The organism is Riemerella anatipestifer (assembly GCF_009663465.1).
Taxonomy (GTDB): domain Bacteria; phylum Bacteroidota; class Bacteroidia; order Flavobacteriales; family Weeksellaceae; genus Riemerella; species Riemerella anatipestifer_C.
Map to the genome: position 1 here is coordinate 50421 of NZ_QXHU01000002.1, position 16438 is coordinate 66858.

A 16438-nucleotide genomic window follows, 5' to 3' on the forward strand; every position below is an offset into this window, starting at 1 on the left:
GATATCTATTACTTTTTATTCTTTTTCTTTTTTAATATTTCTCTAAGGTCATTGTAATCCAAAGTAATTACAAAGCCCAATCCTGTTTCTATAACTTGCCCTTGTAGCGCTACTTGATATTGATTTTTTCGGTAAGTTCTCAGAAGATATCTGCCGTCTTTAGAAAGCATATAATCTACCATAATATCTCCCGCTATATTAGAGGCTTCTTCTCCAGGTCTAGTAGCTCCTTCTAGTCCAAAATTACTACCTAAGGATACCTTGAGCCTATCATTAAGTAACTTTTTACTCAAAGCTACATTTAGGTCTGTTCTTGAGGTTCTTTCTCCAGTAGAATAATCGTCTGATGATTCTAAATCAAAATTGAGTTCTACACCAGCAATCAAATCTCCAGCTAAGTTATTTAAACTTTGACTTAAAATCCTACTAACACTTTGCTTAGCCATTGATTCGGCCGACATTCCTGAACTCGTTTCAAAAGGGTTTTCTCCAATAAAACGGTTGAGGAGCAGAAGGGCGAAAACCTGTTTGTTTAGCTCTGAAGACTCTTGACGAAGCTGTGCTAGTCTTTGCTCTGTATTTAATATTACGGTAGAACTTACTGCGGCGTTCTTATCCTCTGTTGTAATGTCAAAAGAGATTTCGGGCTTCATGAGTTCACCTTTCATAATGAGATGAGTATTAAATGGAATACGCTGTTTATACTGATTAAGTTCTCTTGGGCTAAGTCCTGCCAATTGTTGCTGTACTAAATCTAGAGGAGCCGTTTCTGTGGTATAAATTGCTGTTATATTCATATCAGCTTCAGTAGGTTCTCCGTTCCATGTAATGGTACTTCCTTTTTTTATTTCAAATTTTCTTTTGAGCATATTCACGGACATTTCATAGACTCCAGAATGTACCTCATAGACACCTACTAGAGTGGTTCTTCCCGAAGGAGATATGCCTCCTGTGAGCTGTGCTTGCCCCTGTAGTTTTACAAAATCGCCATTGGCTTTGTCTATGACCAAAGACATTTTCGCATTTTTATCTACATCTATATTAACCGAGACCTCCATACCTTTAAGTTGATTTTTGGAGCTTAAAGTGTCTGCTGCCTCATTTTTAGCCAATCCAAATTTGGCTTTGTCTACAAATTCAACGATACCTTCTCTATCCTGTTTTGTAGGAGTACTTTGAGGGAGTATAAAGGTAAAATCTGTGGCATCGGTTACAGATAATGTCCCGTCCACTTTTGGCAAATCCAAATTACCTCTTATCCTTAGATTGGTATCTAGGGAGAGTACGCCATACATCATCTTATCATTATCTTTTTCAGAATTTACTAGCTTAAAATCTTTGGCATTAACATCAAGATTGAAAGCATATTTCTTGAAATATTCGGTTTGTATATCTCCGTTTACGAGTAAACTGTTATTTTCTGCATCGCGTAGTTTAAATTGTTCAAAAACAATATTTTGTCCTGAAAATCTTATTTCATCTTCAATATTTTTAAAAACGGTTCCTGTTTTAGCAATCTCTAGCCCTACATTATTGAATTTTATCCCACCTCTTATTTGAGGTTTTTGAGTCGTACCATTGATGTTTAGTTTTCCACTAAAATAGCCCTCTCCATTTTTTATATTACCTAGTGCAAATGCTTCTAAAGTTTTAGTAGGGAGAGTGTTAAGGTTTACAATAAATCCTAAATCCCCTTTCTTGAGATGATAATTGCCTTCTAATTGTACATCGTTACCTTCTCCCGTGAGAGCAATTTTGGTATCAATTAAATCAACCGCTTTGGTATTGGCTTGTATATCTAGATTTCCTACTTTTTTTCCTTTTAGTTTTAGGTTAGATATATTCACATCGGCTTCTACTTTTAAGTTGGGCTTAAAAGTAGAGACCAATGCATTCCCATTGATAGAACCACTAGCAATGAGGCTATCTTTTTTTACCATCTCTGTAATATCTTCTACTTTAAAATTAGAGATGGAGATACTTAATGGGCTACCTAATTTTTGTTCTTGGCTTTGCAACGAAATGGAAGAGTTTCCTTTGGTAAGATTAAAATTACTAGCAAATACACCTTCCCGCCCAAAACCGATAACATTTTGCTCTTCTACTCGCCATCTATCATAGTTGAGCATTAAACCTTGCGGAACGAAACTGAATTTGTTGATGTTTTTTTCATTTCTAAATATACCAGCTAATGCATATTGCTCTGTTCCTTTGGAGTCTTTGGTACTAAAGTTAATTCCGATATTATTATTGTTAATGGTTCCATTCAAATCGAGTTGATGTAAGGCTAAATTTTCATTAGTTACCTCCATTAGACCGAGTCTATATCTTAGTTCTTCTTGATTGTTGTTTACATTAAGTGATAGCCCACTAAGTTTATATTCTGCATATTCTACTATTGGAAAATCCGCCTGAAACTCTATCTTGTACTGGTTTGAATCAAAAGTTCCTGTTATATCTCCTCCATTAAAATATTTTAAATCAGGTACAAATATTCTTAGAAGGTTGTCATCTTTTACCTTAGCATTCAGTGTGAAGTACTGGTTGGGGGCTAAGGTCTTTTTGTACTTAGATGCAGGGCTAAATTCATAGTAACTATTAAGTGTTTTTAATAAAATATCAGAAATTTGAGTAAGTTTATATTTTCCCTGTATAGAAGCATCTACAACTTGAGATTTTAAATTTATTTTGTTCTCGGTGAGGGTAGATAATGCTTCAAGTTTAATTTCTTGTAAAGGTAAAGTTTGGTCCTTATGTGTAATTTTAAACTTCTCTAAAAGAATATAACCGTTGAGAAAATCTGGGTTGATATTACTAAAATCACTATCTATTTTACCTGATAAGGCTAGAGGCTCTTTGTATAAATTTAGTTTGTATAGGTCTAGCAATTCAATATTTCCACTAAGTTGTACACTTGAGGTTTTGTTGAGGTTTCCAGCTAGCTTGAAATCTAAATTGGCATTAGGGTCTTTAGATAGAATGTGAGCATTTAATTTCCCCGTCATTAGACTCCCTTTCAGATTAACACCTGTATAGCGATAGCCTTTAAAGTCAAATTTTTTAATATTTCCGTTGACTGATGTTCGAGTTGTTTTAGGATTAAACCCTACTCCATTTGCTTTTATTTCTCCTGAAAATATTCCTAAATCTTTATTCCTTAATAATTTTCCTAGAACGAGTTGTTCCGCTTCTGCTAAGATGGTGTATTTTTCTCCATTTTTGGGTTTAAGGTTGGCGTATGTATCTAGTTTAAGGTTTCCTAAACTGGTATTTATATTTAGATGGGATAGAATAGAGGAGGTATTACCTCTGGCATTACCTTTTAAAGAAATAGTTTGGGGTAGCTCAATGTTTGAGGGGATACTATTTCTAGGAGCTAAATTTTGTATATCTTTTTTAGTTGTCTTTAACTCGTTAATGGCGATATTGTAATTTAGTAAATTAGGATTGGTTACATTTTTTATTTGTCCCGAAATATCCAATGTTGTACTACCTAAACCACTAATGTGTAATGTGTTTATATTTAAGTCATTTACTTTCCCTCTTAAGTTAGCATCTATGTTTAGCACCGAATTGGGATATTGTTTAAGTATCTCGTTTTTCTTTAAATCAGGAGCAAATAAATACAAATCACTGAAGCCTATTTTAGAGTTTCTAAGATTGATGGCTAGTCCAGCAGAGCCTATGTTACTAGATAATTGTTGCGGAGAATTATAGGTAATTACAGCTTCGTCTCTAAGAATGGTGTTGTTGGTTTCCAAAAGCAGATTTTTAAAATAGGATACATTTTTCTTGTATGCAAAATCTGTTTTGAGGTTCTTTATTGTAAGTCCACTTTTTTCGTAAAGTTCTACTTTTTTTATGGAACCAGTCAGCTCTTCATTCAGCATTCTAAAATCTGTGATATTTACATTGAGTTTTTTGAAGTTTAAATGATTAGCATCAAATCCTTGTTGATGTTTTTGGGCATTATCATTATAGGACAATATCACATCATCTAAAGCTAGTAAATTAAGTTTTACATTAGGGGACTTACTTTTAACCTTTGCAGGATTTTTTGGAAATTCATCTTGTAAAGATTTGTTTTGAGAGGAGCTTTTGAGGTCCACATTTATCTGGGCACCTAGAAGTTTAATTTGGTCTATATCATATTTGTTTTTAGGTAAATCTATATTATTAAAATCCCCAGATAGTTCTTTAAATAAAACCTTGAAATAAGATTGAGTAGTATTGTCTGCATAGTCTACATCAAAATTGGTAAAACGCAGAGAATCTAGTTTTATCTGCATCGGTTTTTTGGCTGAAAGACTATCTATTGTTTTTGCAGTTTCTTTTATAGCTTCCTTTAATATCTCTTGTTTTAATCTTAGTTTGAGACCATCAGCAGTAAGACCATTGAGGGCATAAATGTTTTTCTCAAGATTAAAGTCTTTAATCTTTGTTTCGAAATTATTGAACGCTATTTTCAGATGGTTTCCTTCCTGAAAATCATTAAAATTGACATTAACGCGTTGCAGTTTTATTTTATTTAGAGATAGAATGAAAGGCTTAGAATCTTGTCTTTCTTCGTCTTTGTTGCTAGCGAAAGCGTCCAGTATATAATCGAAATTAAAACGCCCTTTTTCGTCTCTTTTCACATTGGCTCTAAGTCCATCTAATTCAATAGATTTAAAATCAGCTTTGTTTTGTAAGAGTTGAAAAATATCTAAACCAATGTCTAATTTGTTGATGTGCAGTAATGTATCCTTGTTTTTTTCTTCTAAATAAAGTTCTTCTAACCCTAACTTATTAGGGAAGCTAATATATACTCTTTTTAGACTTACAGGGGTTTTTATTTTGGTTTCAACATAACTAACAATACGGTCTTTAACGAAATTCTGAACGGCAGGGATATTAAGACTAAGGGCTAATATGACTAATATTATAACGACACTGGCGAAAATAATACCTCCTATTTTAAATGTTTTTTTTATCTTATTTTTCAATGAATGTAGTTTAATAAGTTTATATAAATTTTGTGTTAAAAATGATGAGTTTTTTCTCTTTGCTAGAAAGAGCCTTTAAGAAATTATATATTGCATTTATTTCAAAATCTTATTTTTGGGTGTTTGCCCAAATTTCCATTTTTCTTTCAAGAACTTGTAGAGGGAGGCAACCTTGATTTAAAAGTTCATTATGAAATTTTGCTAAATTAAATTTAGTGCCTAAATCTTTTTTATATTTATCTCTTAGTGCTTGTATCTTTAATACTCCAGTCTTATAGCTTAGAGCTTGTCCTGGCATAGACATATAGCGTTCTACCTCCGCTGTAGCACCAGCTTCATCGTATGCTACATTACTTAGAAAATATTTTATAGCCTCTTCTCTATTGAGTTTTCCAGTATGCAATCCAGTGTCTATAACGAGCCTAATAGCTCTCATCATTTCATCACTTAAAGCTCCCATTTTTTGATAAGGGTTAGTATAAAGTCCCAATTCTTTTCCTAAAGACTCACAATAGAGCGCCCAACCTTCGCCATAAGCACCTATCCAACCAAAACGCATAAATTTTGGTAAATTAAGATTCTCTTGTTGTAAAGCAATTTGATAATGATGCCCAGGAATAGCTTCGTGAAGGAAAAGAGACTCCATACCAGAAGTTACATTAAAGGCTTTAGGATTCGGAATGGGAATGTAGAAAATACCGTTTCTTTTTCCGTCTGGAGTTCCAGGTTGATATTCTGCACTAGCAGATGCCTCTCTAAATTTCTCGGTTTGTCTAATTTCAAAGCCTGTCTTTGGAACATTATTAAACATCGTTTTGAGCTTGGGCTCAATCTTAGATAAGATAGCCTGAAATCCGTCTAAAATTTCTTGAGACGTTTGGTAAGGCATTGCCTTAGGGTCGGATTTTAAATGAATCAAAAAATCCTCTAAAGTTCCATTGAACTTCAGTTCTTCTTTTACTTTTTCCATTTCGCCTCTTATTCTAGCAACTTCTTTTAATCCGGTATTATGTATTTCTTCTGGTGTTTGGTTGGTAGTTGTCCAGCGTTTTACATGATAATTGTAGATTTCCTTACCTTTTGGTAGAGCATTGTAGCCGTCTGTAGTTCTTGCTTTTGGTAAATATTCTTGCTCAAGAAAATCGCCCATTTTCTGATAAGCAGGAATGATTTTGGATATAATTACCTCCTGATAGTTTTTAGTAATACGATTTCTCTCTGCATTACTAAAGCTAATGGGGAAATTTTTAAGAGGCTTATAAAATATGTTTTTGTTGGAATCTTTAGATATAATTTCTTCTGCTCTCATTTGAGGAATCATCTTTACCACTAGACTTTTTGGTAAAACAATATTATTTTTGATACCTAGTTTGAAATTCTCTTGAGCTATCTCCATCCATTTAGGAAATTCTTGCATTCTTTTTAGCCAGTTATCATAGTCTTCTACCGTTTTGAATGGCTGATTTCCACTTCCACTTCCCAAAAGAGGGAAGTCCAATGGTAACCCCGAGAATTGTGTAAACGGTATATATTCTGGATGATAGGCATAGCCCTCTACTAAATCTTTTAATAAGTAATCCAGTACATTAAAAACAGTTTTTTTATCATCGGGAAGATATTCATAATCTACGGTTTCTAGTTTTTTAATTATATCACTGTAGAAAGCAATTTCTTCAGTAATTTTAGTTTTTTCTAGGCTAGGTAGCCTATCGTTGTATCTTGGGTCGCCTTGTGAGGTAGCTTCTAATGGGTGAAACTTAAGATAGCCTTCGTAGTACTCTTCTGCTATGCTGTCTAAATTGGTTTTAGACGTGGTATTTACAACAAAAGGTGTATCTCCCTTTTTACACGAAAATAAAGTTAGTACAATGGAGGGCAATATAATAAACTTTGAAAAAAACTTTGTAATATTCATATTCAATAAATTATGTATCAAGCAAAAGTAATAAAAATTTTATACTAAGACTTTAAAAAAGGACCATATTACGATGCCTCCACAAACACTTACATTAAGAGAATGTTTGGTGCCGAGTTGTGGTATTTCTATAAAGCTATCATATAAAGAAAGAGCTTCATCTGATAGTCCCTCAACTTCGTTACCTAAGACTAAAGCGTACTTTTGGTTAGGATTTATTTCAAAATCGGATAAAGAAATACTGTCTGTGGTTTGTTCTATTCCAATAATGTTATAACCTTGTGTTTTCAGCTCTTCTATTGCTACCGAAATAGTTTTTTGATAAACCCAATCTACACTTTCGGTAGCCCCTAATGCCGCTTTGTGTATTTCTCTGTGAGGTGGTTGTGGTGTGATACCACAAAGTACAATTTTCTCTATTAAGAACGCATCGGCAGTTCGGAACAAAGCACCAACATTGTGCATACTTCTAATATTGTCTAAAACAACCACGAGAGGCGTTTTAGATGTTTTTTTAAATGTTTCTATATCAATTCTACCTAGTTCTTCTAGTTTTAATTTTTTTGTCATAGCTTTATCTTTATTATTGAAAAAGAGGACTGAAATCTACCAAATTACAGCCCTCTTTATACGTGTTATTATTATTTTCTTCTTAAGAGTACATCTGTTGTCTTAGTTCTTTCACCTTTTTATCCTGAAGGTACTCATCATAAGTCATATATCTATCAATAATGCCCTTAGGAGTCAGTTCTATAATACGGTTACAAACAGTTTCTAGCATTTCGTGGTCATGAGATGCTAAAAGAAGTGTGCCTTTAAATGCTACCAAAGAGTTGTTAAGTGTAGTAATACTCTCTAGGTCTAAATGGTTGGTCGGTTCGTCTAATAGTAAAATGTTAGCTCTTTGAAGCATCATTCTACTGAACATACAACGCATTTTTTCTCCTCCTGAAAGAACTTTACAGGATTTAAGAGCTTCGTCTCCAGAGAAAAGCATTTTTCCTAAGAAACCTCTCATATATTCCTCGTGTCTTTCTTCGTCGTTTTTAGTAAACTGTCTTAGCCAATCCACTAGGTTAATGTTCTCTTGGAAAAATTCAGTATTATCTAACGGCATATAAGACTGTGAAGTGGTTACGCCCCATTGATAAGAACCTTTATCAGCCTCAGAATTACCAGAAATAATTTGGAAAAACTCTGTAATAGCTAGGGAGTTTTTAGATAATACAGCCACCTTATCCCCTTTTTTCAGGTTGAGGTCTATTCCTGAAAATAGCAACTCACCATCTTTGATTTTTTCTAAATCTTTAATTTCTAGAATTTGGTCTCCCGCTTCTCTTTCTTGTTCAAAAATAATGGCGGGGTATCTTCTAGAAGTAGGTTTTATATCCTCAATGTTAAGTTTATCTAGCATTTTCTTTCTAGCGGTAGCTTGCTTTGCTTTAGCCACATTAGAAGAGAATCTGGCAATAAACTCCTGAAGTTCTTTTTTCTTTTCCTCTGCTTTTTTATTAGCTTGTTGTCTTTGCTTAGTCGCTAGTTGAGAGGCTTGATACCAGAATGAATAATTACCCGTATAAAGATTGAGTTTAGAATAGTCTAAATCTCCAATGTGAGTACAAACAGCGTCCAAGAAGTGTCTGTCGTGGGATACTACGATTACTGTATTCTCATAATCTGCAAGAAAATCTTCTAGCCAAGCTATAGTATCAATATCTAAATCGTTAGTAGGCTCGTCTAAGATGAGTACATCGGGACTACCAAATAAAGCTTGAGCAAGTAATACCCTTACTTTATCTTTGTTTTCTAATTCACTCATCATTTGGTAGTGCATATCCTCTTTAATACCAACGTTAGAAAGCATAGTTTGAGCGTCAGCTTCAGCATTCCAACCGCCCATTTCATCATAAATAACGCCTAATTCACCAGCTTTTATACCATCTTCGTCAGAAAAGTCAGGTTTAGCATATAGAGCGTCCATTTCTTCCTTGATTTCAAAGAGTTTTTTATTGCCTCTTAAAACGGTTTCCAAGACTGTATATTGGTCGTATGCGAAGTGATCTTGTTCTAGCACAGACATTCTTTTGCCTGGTTCTAAAGACACATTACCTGTAGTAGGATCTTGTTTACCGCTAAGTATTTTTAGGAAAGTAGACTTTCCAGCACCATTAGCACCGATGATACCATAGCAATTTCCCTTAGTGAATTTTATATTAACCTCGTCGAAAAGAACCCTTTTCCCGAATTGTAAAGATAGGTTTGATACTGTTAACATATAGTTTTGTAAATTTGCACAAAAGTAAGAAGAATTTTTAAAATACAACTTTTGTATTTCAATGATTGGTATAGTAATTGTATTTACAGTTAAACGATGAATATTCAGAGGACAGTCAGTATTTCTAATAAGAGAGCTCGTTTTGAGTATGAAATTTTAGAACAAGTTGAAGCTGGAATAGTTTTAACAGGGACAGAAATTAAAGCTTTGAGATCTTCTAAAGCGTCCATTACAGAAAGTTTTTGTCAATTTATAGAAGGGGAGCTCTATGTTATCAATATGACGATAGATGAATACAAATTAGGGACTTTCTATAATCATAAAATAAAGCGAGAACGAAAGTTACTTCTTCATAAAAGAGAGTTGGATAAGTGGGGTAAGAAGATGAAAGATGTAGGGAATACCATAGTACCTCTGAAAGTTTATATTAACGATAAGGGCAAGGCTAAGGTATTAGTGGCATTAGCTAAGGGTAAAAAACTTTATGACAAGCGAGAGGCTATTAGAGAAAGGGAAACAAAAGTTAATTTGAGCCGCGTTTTAAAAAAAAGATAGAAAAAAAGCCAAAATTTTGGCAGTAACAAAAAAATATATTTAATTTGCATTATCAATTATTTAATTATTTAATTCTATGAAAAATCTAAAATTAGGAATTTCGGTATTGGCGCTTACAGTTGCTACTACCGTTTCTGCGCAGACTACCAGCAATCCTTGGTTAATAGGTGTTGGTGCTCACGGCGTGAACCATGTGGCTACAGGAGGAGGTGCAGGAGATGTTTTTAAAACAGCATTTACAGGTAAGAGATTGTACAATATCAATAATTTTACAATCACTCCGCCATTGTCTAAACTTACTGTTGCTAGAAACTTGAACAAAGTATTAGTTCTTGACTGGCAAACTTCAGTAGGTAATGTTGATAATAAGAGAATAGGTATGGACAAGGAGTTTATGTTGATGACTGGTCTTGGTCTTCAGCTTAAATTTGCTGGTCTTCTTTTTGGAAACGAAGATGCGTGGTTTGACCCATATGTAAGAGTTGGAGCTAACTATTTGAGACACGACTATACAGGTCTTACATTCCCAGTGAGAGATAACTACAACGATGTAACTTACTTAGGGTATAGCGAAAATAAGCCATACACTCAGAGAAGAGCGGATCATTTTGCTTTATCAACAGGTTTAGGTACAAACATTTGGTTAACTAAGAACTTTGGTCTTGGTATCCAAGGGGATTATGTTTCTACTCCAGTAGATAAGTCTGGATTGGCTAACTTCTGGCAAGCGTCAGCTTCATTGAACTTTAGATTTGGTAACAGAGATAAGGATAAAGATGGAGTATTAGATAAAGACGATTTATGTCCAGAAATACCAGGTTTACCTGAATTCCAAGGTTGTCCAGATACAGATGGTGACGGTGTTCCAGATAAAGATGATAACTGTCCAGAAGTAGCAGGACCAGTAGAAAACAATGGTTGCCCTTGGCCAGATACAGACAAAGATGGTGTATTGGATAAAGACGATGCTTGTGTTGATGTAGCAGGACCAGCTGAAAATAACGGTTGTCCTTGGCCAGATACAGATAATGATGGAGTATTAGATAAGGATGATGATTGTCCTAATGTTCCAGGTCTTCCAGAATACAAAGGTTGTCCTAAGCCTCAGGAAGCGTATGCAGTTGAAGCAACAGGAGCATTAAAGGGTATATTCTTTAACTTTAATAAAGCATCTATCAGACCTGAGTCTAATGCTAAGTTAGATCAAGCTGCTGAAGTGATTAAGTCTTCTAACGGAGGTACTTTCTTAGTAGTTGGTCATACAGATGTTAAAGGTAATGCTAACTATAACTTGAAACTTTCTAGAGAAAGAGCTGCATCTGTAGTAGCTGCTTTAGAGGCTAGAGGTGTTAATCCATCTCAGTTAAAATCTAAAGGAGTTGGTTCTGCTGAATCTACAGTACCTGCATCTGCTTCTGACGAAGAAAGAATGAAAGATAGAAAGGTAGTTGTAGAAGCTGTTAGTGGATCTGCTTGGGAAGCTCTTCAAAAGTCTGATCTTCCAGTAGTGAAGAAAAAAGTAGTAAAAAAGAAAAGAAAATAATTAGTATTTTCTAATCTTAAAAATAAAACGCCCTCTTCAAAAGAGGGCGTTTTTTTATTGTATTAAAATTAGTATTTTTGCACATCTAAATCATTATTATAATTATGGGACGTGCGTTTGAATATAGAAAAGCCTCTAAGATGGCTCGTTGGGATAAAATGGCAAAAACTTTTTCTAAAATCGGAAAAGATATTGCGTTAGCAGTAAAAGCTGGCGGTCCAGATCCAGACTCTAATCCAGCGTTGAGAAGATGTATACAAAATGCTAAAGGGGCTAATATGCCTAAAGATAATGTAGAAAGAGCTATTAAGAAGGCAAGTGGTGCAGATGCTGAGAACTATGAGGAGATTACTTACGAAGGTTACGGACAAGGTGGAGTTGCATTTTTTGTAGAATGTACAACTAATAATTCTACTAGAACCGTGGCTAATGTAAGAGCTATTTTTAACAAATTCGATGGTAATCTCGGAAAAAATGGGGAGCTTTCTTTTCTGTTTGATAGAAAGGGGATATTTACTTTAGAAAAATCTTTGATAAAGATGGATTGGGAAGAGTTTGAAATGGAAATGATAGATGGAGGTGCAGAAGATATAGACTCTGATGATACAGAAGTTATGGTAACCACAGCATTTGAGGATTTTGGTCCATTATCACATAAGTTAGATGAGCTGGGGATAGAGGTTAAGAATGCAGAACTGCAAAGGATACCTAATATTAGCAAATCCGTATCAGAAGAGCAGTTTATTGCGAATATGAAAATGTTACAAAGGTTTGAGGAAGATGATGATATACAGAATGTATATCACAATATGGAAATTACAGACGAGCTGATGCAGAAACTATAAAATAGAAGGCTACTTTGAATAAGTAGCCTTTTTGGTATTTCCTCACTTATGAAAGGAGGAAACCATTGAGATAAACGTTATAATCAATATTGACATTGGGTTCTAAAGTTTTGGATACTGAACAATATTTTTCAAAAGAAAGTTGAGCTGCTTTCAAGGCTTTCCTTTCGTCTATCTCTCCCTCCAATAAAAATTTTACAGAGATTGCTTTAAAAGGCTTAGCATCATCAATAGGTACCCTTGTGCCTTCCACCTCTGCTTTAAAACTCGTTAGATTTTGTCTTTGTTTTTTTAGGATGGAAACCATATCTATTCCGCTACAACCCGCTACTGCCATCAGTATGGTTTCCATAGGAGAAACGCCTTTGGGATTAGGTTGAGAGGTATTATCTAGAAGTATACTATTGCCTGCACTATTAGTACATTCAAATAAAAAATCGTCATTAATTCTGTTGAGTGTTATTTTCATTTTTTTGTAATGATTAGTTCTGCTTGTAAAGATAGTTATTTTATCAGAAATATTGTCAATGGTATTCGGTATTTGAAAAAGAGAAATGCTTAGTATCTCTTACTACATAAAAAAATCCTTATCTTTGCTCACCAATAGTTTAGATAACAATGTCAAAGAGTTTAATACCAAAATTAGAAGCCATAAAACAACGCTATAACGAAGTAGCGGATTTGATTATTCAACCTGATGTAATTTCTGACCAAAAAAGATATTCTTCACTTAACAAAGAATATAGTGATTTGGGAAAGATTGTAAGGGTTTTTGATGAGTATTCTACTGCACTCAATGCCATCAAAGAAGCAGATGAAATTATAGCTGATGGTTCTGATAAAGACTTGGTAGACCTTGCTAAAATGGAGAAGCAAGAGGCGATAGACCGTATTCCTTCGATAGAGGAAGAGTTAAAATATTTACTCATTCCAAAAGACCCTGCAGATGATAAAAATGTAATGGTGGAACTTCGTGCGGGAACAGGAGGAGATGAGTCGGCTATTTTCGTTGAAGATGTTTACAGAATGTACACCATGTATTTTAAATCTAAGGGTTGGAAGCATGAAGTAACCGATTCTAACGAAGCATCAAAGGGATATAAAGAACTCATTATGCGAGTGGAGGGAGATGGTGTTTATGGGATTATGAAGTTTGAATCTGGAGTACACCGTGTGCAAAGAGTTCCAGAAACAGAATCTCAAGGACGAGTACATACTTCTGCAATTACGGTGGCGGTATTGCCTGAAGCTGAAGAGGTAGATGTGGAAATCAATCCTGCTGATATAGAAATGCAAACTTCTCGTTCTGGAGGTGCTGGTGGGCAGAATGTAAACAAAGTAGAAACTAAGGTACAGCTTACGCATAAACCTACAGGTATTGTAGTCGTGTGTCAGCAAGCTCGTTCTCAGTTAGCTAACAGAGAGTTAGCAATGGAGATGCTTAGAACAAAACTTTACGATATAGAGTTGCAAAAAGTACAAGGAGATATTGCGGCTCAAAGAAAAACGATGGTTTCCACGGGAGACCGTTCGGCTAAAATTAGAACTTACAATTATCCTCAAGGAAGAGTTACAGATCATAGAATTAACAAGTCTATTTACAATTTGGATAATTTTATGAATGGTGATATTCAAGAGATGCTAGATGCCTTAATTATGGCAGAAAATGCAGAGAAAATGAAAGGTGAGGAAGAAAATATAGGATAATGGAACAGAACAAATTAAAGATAAAAGTATATAGCTTTTCCTATAAAAAAGGAGGTATTCCTAAAGATGATACAGACAATGGAGGCGGTTTTGTATTTGACTGTAGAGGCATCCTAAATCCAGGGAGGCAAGAGGAATATAAGTCCAAAACAGCAGCGGAGCATGAGGTACAACTCTATTTAGAAGAAAAAACCCAAATGCCTCAGTTTTTAGGCTTGGCACAGAAAATTATCTCTATAAATATAGAAGATTATTTAGCAAGAGGTTTTGAGAGTTTACAAGTTTCCTTTGGTTGTACGGGAGGTCAACATCGCTCTGTGTATGCGGCAATTAAAACTGCAGATTTCATTAGAGAAAAATATCCTCAAGCGGAAGTGTGTTTGAGGCATAATGAGCAATCTCACCTTAACTAAGAAAATATATTCTCTTTTTGAGCGTTAAAGACACTTGGTTTATAAGTTTTTGATATGAAAAAAATTATCGCTTTTTTTGGAATTCTATTTGGAGCTTTGGCTTTTGGGCAAGAGTTTCAAGCTAATGTGCAGATTAATTTTGCACAGGTAGGAGGGAGCAATACACAAGTATTTAAGACGCTAGAAAGAAACTTAAGAGAATTTATAAACAATACCAGCTGGACAGGAAAAAAACTTCAAAATTTTGAAAAAATAAAGTGCAATTTTGCCATCATTATATCGGAAAGAACGGGGAGTAATTCGTTTAGAGGTAGTTTAGTGGTGCAATCTACGCGTCCTGTGTTTAATACGCAATACGAAAGTCCACTTCTTAATATTAACGACACTAACTTTAGTTTTGAATATGCTGAAAACGAAAATTTAATTTTTAATGAAAGACAGTTTTCAGGCAAAAATTTAATAGATGTGATCAGTTTTTATATTTACCTTATTTTAGGTTACGATGCGGATTCTTTCCAAAATAAAGGTGGCGAACTTTGGTTTGAAAAATCACAAAAAATAGCCCAAAACTCTCAGAATCAAAATTATAAAGGGTGGTCGCAAATGGAAGGTCAAAGGACACGTGGGGCATTGATAGATAATATTCTGAAACCAGATTTTTCTACTTTTAGACAAGCGTTCTATCGATATCATCGTCAAGGGTTGGACAATATGTACAAACTAGATGCTAATAATAACTCTAAAACGGCTGTCGCTGATGCTTTATTAAGTCTTAAAACTTATGAAAATGGGTTTCAAATGAATTATCCTTTCAATATTTTTATTGATACAAAGAAAGACGAAATCTATAATATTTTCAATAGTGGTAACAACGTTTCCATAAATATGGTAGAACTTAAGAGTCTTATGTCTGTATTTGCTCCCAAAGATATAGATGGCAAGTGGGATAAGTGGAAGTAGAAAAAATACGTTAACTTTACAATAATTATAATGTTATGATAACCAATCAGAATTTGCTAAGTGTAGCAGAAGAGTTCGGTACACCTGTATATGTGTATGATGCAGAATCTATCAAGCAGCAGTACGAAAAATTAACCTCTTCGTTTTCGGAAAAAACAAGGTTTTTCTACGCAGCTAAGGCACTTACAAATATCAATATACTTAAATATGTAGAACAGTTAGGAGCTTCTTTGGACTGTGTGTCTATTAACGAGGTTAAGCTAGGGCTTAAGGCTGGTTTTTCTAAAGATAGAATTTTGTTTACACCTAATTCTGTGGATATTTTAGAGGTAGAGGAGGCAGTAAAGTTGGGAGTGCATATCAATATTGATAATATTTCTATTTTAGAACAGTTTGGGACTAAATTTGGAGGTTCTTATCCGATTTTTGTAAGAGTAAATCCACATATTTTTGCAGGGGGTAATTACAAAATTTCCACAGGTCATATAGATTCTAAATTTGGTATTTCTATTCACCAAATGCGTCATATTGAGAGAGTAGCTAAGACTACCGGGCTTAATGTGGAGGGGCTTCATATGCATACAGGAAGCGAGATTAAAGACCCAGATGTATTTTTACAAGGCTTAGAAATTATGTTTGAATTGGCAGAGCATTTCCCTAACCTTAAGTATATAGATATGGGGAGCGGCTTTAAAATTCCTTATCAAGAAGGAGATATGGAGACTGATGTTAAAAGTCTTGGTAAAAAAGTAGAAAAGGCTTTAGCTAAATTTAACGAAGAGCAAGGTAAAGAACTTCAACTTTGGTTTGAACCAGGTAAATTTTTAGTAGGGAAATGTGGGCATTTCTTAGTGAAATCTAATGTAATTAAACAAACCACAGCAACGGTGTTTGTTGGAGTTAATTCTGGATTCAACCATTTGATTCGTCCAATGTTTTATGATTCTTATCATAAAATAGAAAATTTGTCCAATCCTAATGGACCAGAGCGAATTTATACTGTGGTAGGAAATATCTGCGAAACGGATACATTTGCTTGGGATAGGAAAATAAACGAAGTGAGAGAAGGTGATATTTTAGTATTCAGAAATGCAGGAGCTTATGGTTTTGAGATGAGTTCTAATTTTAATTCTAGACTTAAGCCTGCAGAGGTATTTTGGTTAGATGGTAAGGCTCACTTGATAAGAAAAAGAGATGAGTTTGAAGACTTATTAAGAAATCAAATAGAGGTGATTTAATA

12 protein-coding genes are annotated in these 16438 nt (G+C 34.4%); 7 read left to right on the top strand and 5 right to left on the bottom strand.

Features of this window, described 5'->3' with window-relative positions; genetic code table 11:
• Positions 1-8: 8 nt before the first annotated feature.
• The 4 genes from D1003_RS02500 to D1003_RS02515 all read right to left on the bottom strand — a co-directional run bounded on the left by D1003_RS02500 (position 9) and on the right by D1003_RS02515 (position 9175).
• Positions 9-4985, bottom strand: a complete 4977-nt coding sequence (locus D1003_RS02500; protein ID WP_153935601.1) for a translocation/assembly module TamB — start codon at positions 4983-4985, stop codon at positions 9-11.
• Between the two features lie 109 nt (positions 4986-5094).
• Entirely contained in the window at positions 5095-6900 is a 1806-nt protein-coding gene (locus tag D1003_RS02505) for a DUF885 family protein (protein ID WP_153935602.1), read from the bottom strand.
• Between the two features lie 39 nt (positions 6901-6939).
• Positions 6940-7470 (bottom strand): RNA methyltransferase, encoded by a 531-nt coding sequence (locus D1003_RS02510; protein WP_153935603.1) that lies wholly within the window; start codon positions 7468-7470, stop codon positions 6940-6942.
• Between the two features lie 82 nt (positions 7471-7552).
• Positions 7553-9175, bottom strand: coding sequence for an ABC-F family ATP-binding cassette domain-containing protein (locus D1003_RS02515; RefSeq protein ID WP_153935604.1), 1623 nt, complete (start codon positions 9173-9175; stop codon positions 7553-7555).
• A 96-nt stretch (positions 9176-9271) separates the two neighbouring features.
• On the opposite strand from D1003_RS02515, the gene smpB reads away from it, so the two are divergent.
• From smpB to D1003_RS02530, 3 genes are all read left to right on the top strand, one after another.
• Positions 9272-9730 (top strand): SsrA-binding protein SmpB, encoded by a 459-nt coding sequence (gene smpB, locus D1003_RS02520; RefSeq protein WP_153935605.1) that lies wholly within the window; start codon positions 9272-9274, stop codon positions 9728-9730.
• A 76-nt stretch (positions 9731-9806) separates the two neighbouring features.
• The gene (locus D1003_RS02525) at positions 9807-11273 is read left to right on the top strand and encodes an OmpA family protein (protein ID WP_153935606.1); all 1467 of its coding nucleotides are present in this window, start codon (positions 9807-9809) and stop codon (positions 11271-11273) included.
• A 104-nt stretch (positions 11274-11377) separates the two neighbouring features.
• A complete protein-coding gene (locus D1003_RS02530) occupies positions 11378-12118 on the top strand; it encodes a YebC/PmpR family DNA-binding transcriptional regulator (RefSeq protein WP_153935607.1) in 741 nt (246 codons plus the stop codon).
• Positions 12119-12164: 46 nt separating this feature from the next.
• Here D1003_RS02530 and D1003_RS02535 read toward each other — a convergent pair whose 3' ends face one another.
• Complete coding sequence (locus D1003_RS02535) at positions 12165-12587, bottom strand: OsmC family protein (protein ID WP_153935608.1); 423 nt, start codon at positions 12585-12587, stop codon at positions 12165-12167.
• 149 nt (positions 12588-12736) lie between these two features.
• On the opposite strand from D1003_RS02535, the gene prfA reads away from it, so the two are divergent.
• Genes prfA through lysA form a run of 4 tightly spaced genes read left to right on the top strand, consistent with a single transcriptional unit; the run spans position 12737 to position 16436 of the window.
• Positions 12737-13825, top strand: coding sequence for a peptide chain release factor 1 (gene prfA, locus D1003_RS02540; RefSeq protein WP_004917087.1), 1089 nt, complete (start codon positions 12737-12739; stop codon positions 13823-13825).
• The gene (locus tag D1003_RS02545) at positions 13825-14238 is read left to right on the top strand and encodes an RNase adapter RapZ (RefSeq protein WP_153935609.1); all 414 of its coding nucleotides are present in this window, start codon (positions 13825-13827) and stop codon (positions 14236-14238) included. Before prfA ends, D1003_RS02545 begins: the two co-directional genes overlap by 1 nt.
• Before the next feature lie 54 nt (positions 14239-14292).
• A complete protein-coding gene (locus D1003_RS02550) occupies positions 14293-15198 on the top strand; it encodes a DUF4835 family protein (protein WP_153935610.1) in 906 nt (301 codons plus the stop codon).
• A 35-nt stretch (positions 15199-15233) separates the two neighbouring features.
• Entirely contained in the window at positions 15234-16436 is a 1203-nt protein-coding gene (lysA, locus tag D1003_RS02555) for a diaminopimelate decarboxylase (protein ID WP_079207128.1), read from the top strand.
• The last annotated feature ends 2 nt before the right edge of the window (positions 16437-16438 follow it).

Excerpts from the sequence above, each read along its gene's own strand:
- prfA (WP_004917087.1), top strand. The coding sequence starts at position 12,737 with ATGTCAAAGAGTTTAATACCAAAATTAGAAGCCATAAAACAACGCTAT.
- D1003_RS02505 (WP_153935602.1), bottom strand. The coding sequence starts at position 6,900 with ATGAATATTACAAAGTTTTTTTCAAAGTTTATTATATTGCCCTCCATT.
- D1003_RS02515 (WP_153935604.1), bottom strand. The coding sequence starts at position 9,175 with ATGTTAACAGTATCAAACCTATCTTTACAATTCGGGAAAAGGGTTCTT.
- D1003_RS02545 (WP_153935609.1), top strand. The coding sequence starts at position 13,825 with ATGGAACAGAACAAATTAAAGATAAAAGTATATAGCTTTTCCTATAAA.
- D1003_RS02525 (WP_153935606.1), top strand. The coding sequence starts at position 9,807 with ATGAAAAATCTAAAATTAGGAATTTCGGTATTGGCGCTTACAGTTGCT.
- D1003_RS02535 (WP_153935608.1), bottom strand. The coding sequence starts at position 12,587 with ATGAAAATAACACTCAACAGAATTAATGACGATTTTTTATTTGAATGT.
- D1003_RS02510 (WP_153935603.1), bottom strand. The coding sequence starts at position 7,470 with ATGACAAAAAAATTAAAACTAGAAGAACTAGGTAGAATTGATATAGAA.
- D1003_RS02550 (WP_153935610.1), top strand. The coding sequence starts at position 14,293 with ATGAAAAAAATTATCGCTTTTTTTGGAATTCTATTTGGAGCTTTGGCT.
- D1003_RS02530 (WP_153935607.1), top strand. The coding sequence starts at position 11,378 with ATGGGACGTGCGTTTGAATATAGAAAAGCCTCTAAGATGGCTCGTTGG.
- smpB (WP_153935605.1), top strand. The coding sequence starts at position 9,272 with ATGAATATTCAGAGGACAGTCAGTATTTCTAATAAGAGAGCTCGTTTT.
- lysA (WP_079207128.1), top strand. The coding sequence starts at position 15,234 with ATGATAACCAATCAGAATTTGCTAAGTGTAGCAGAAGAGTTCGGTACA.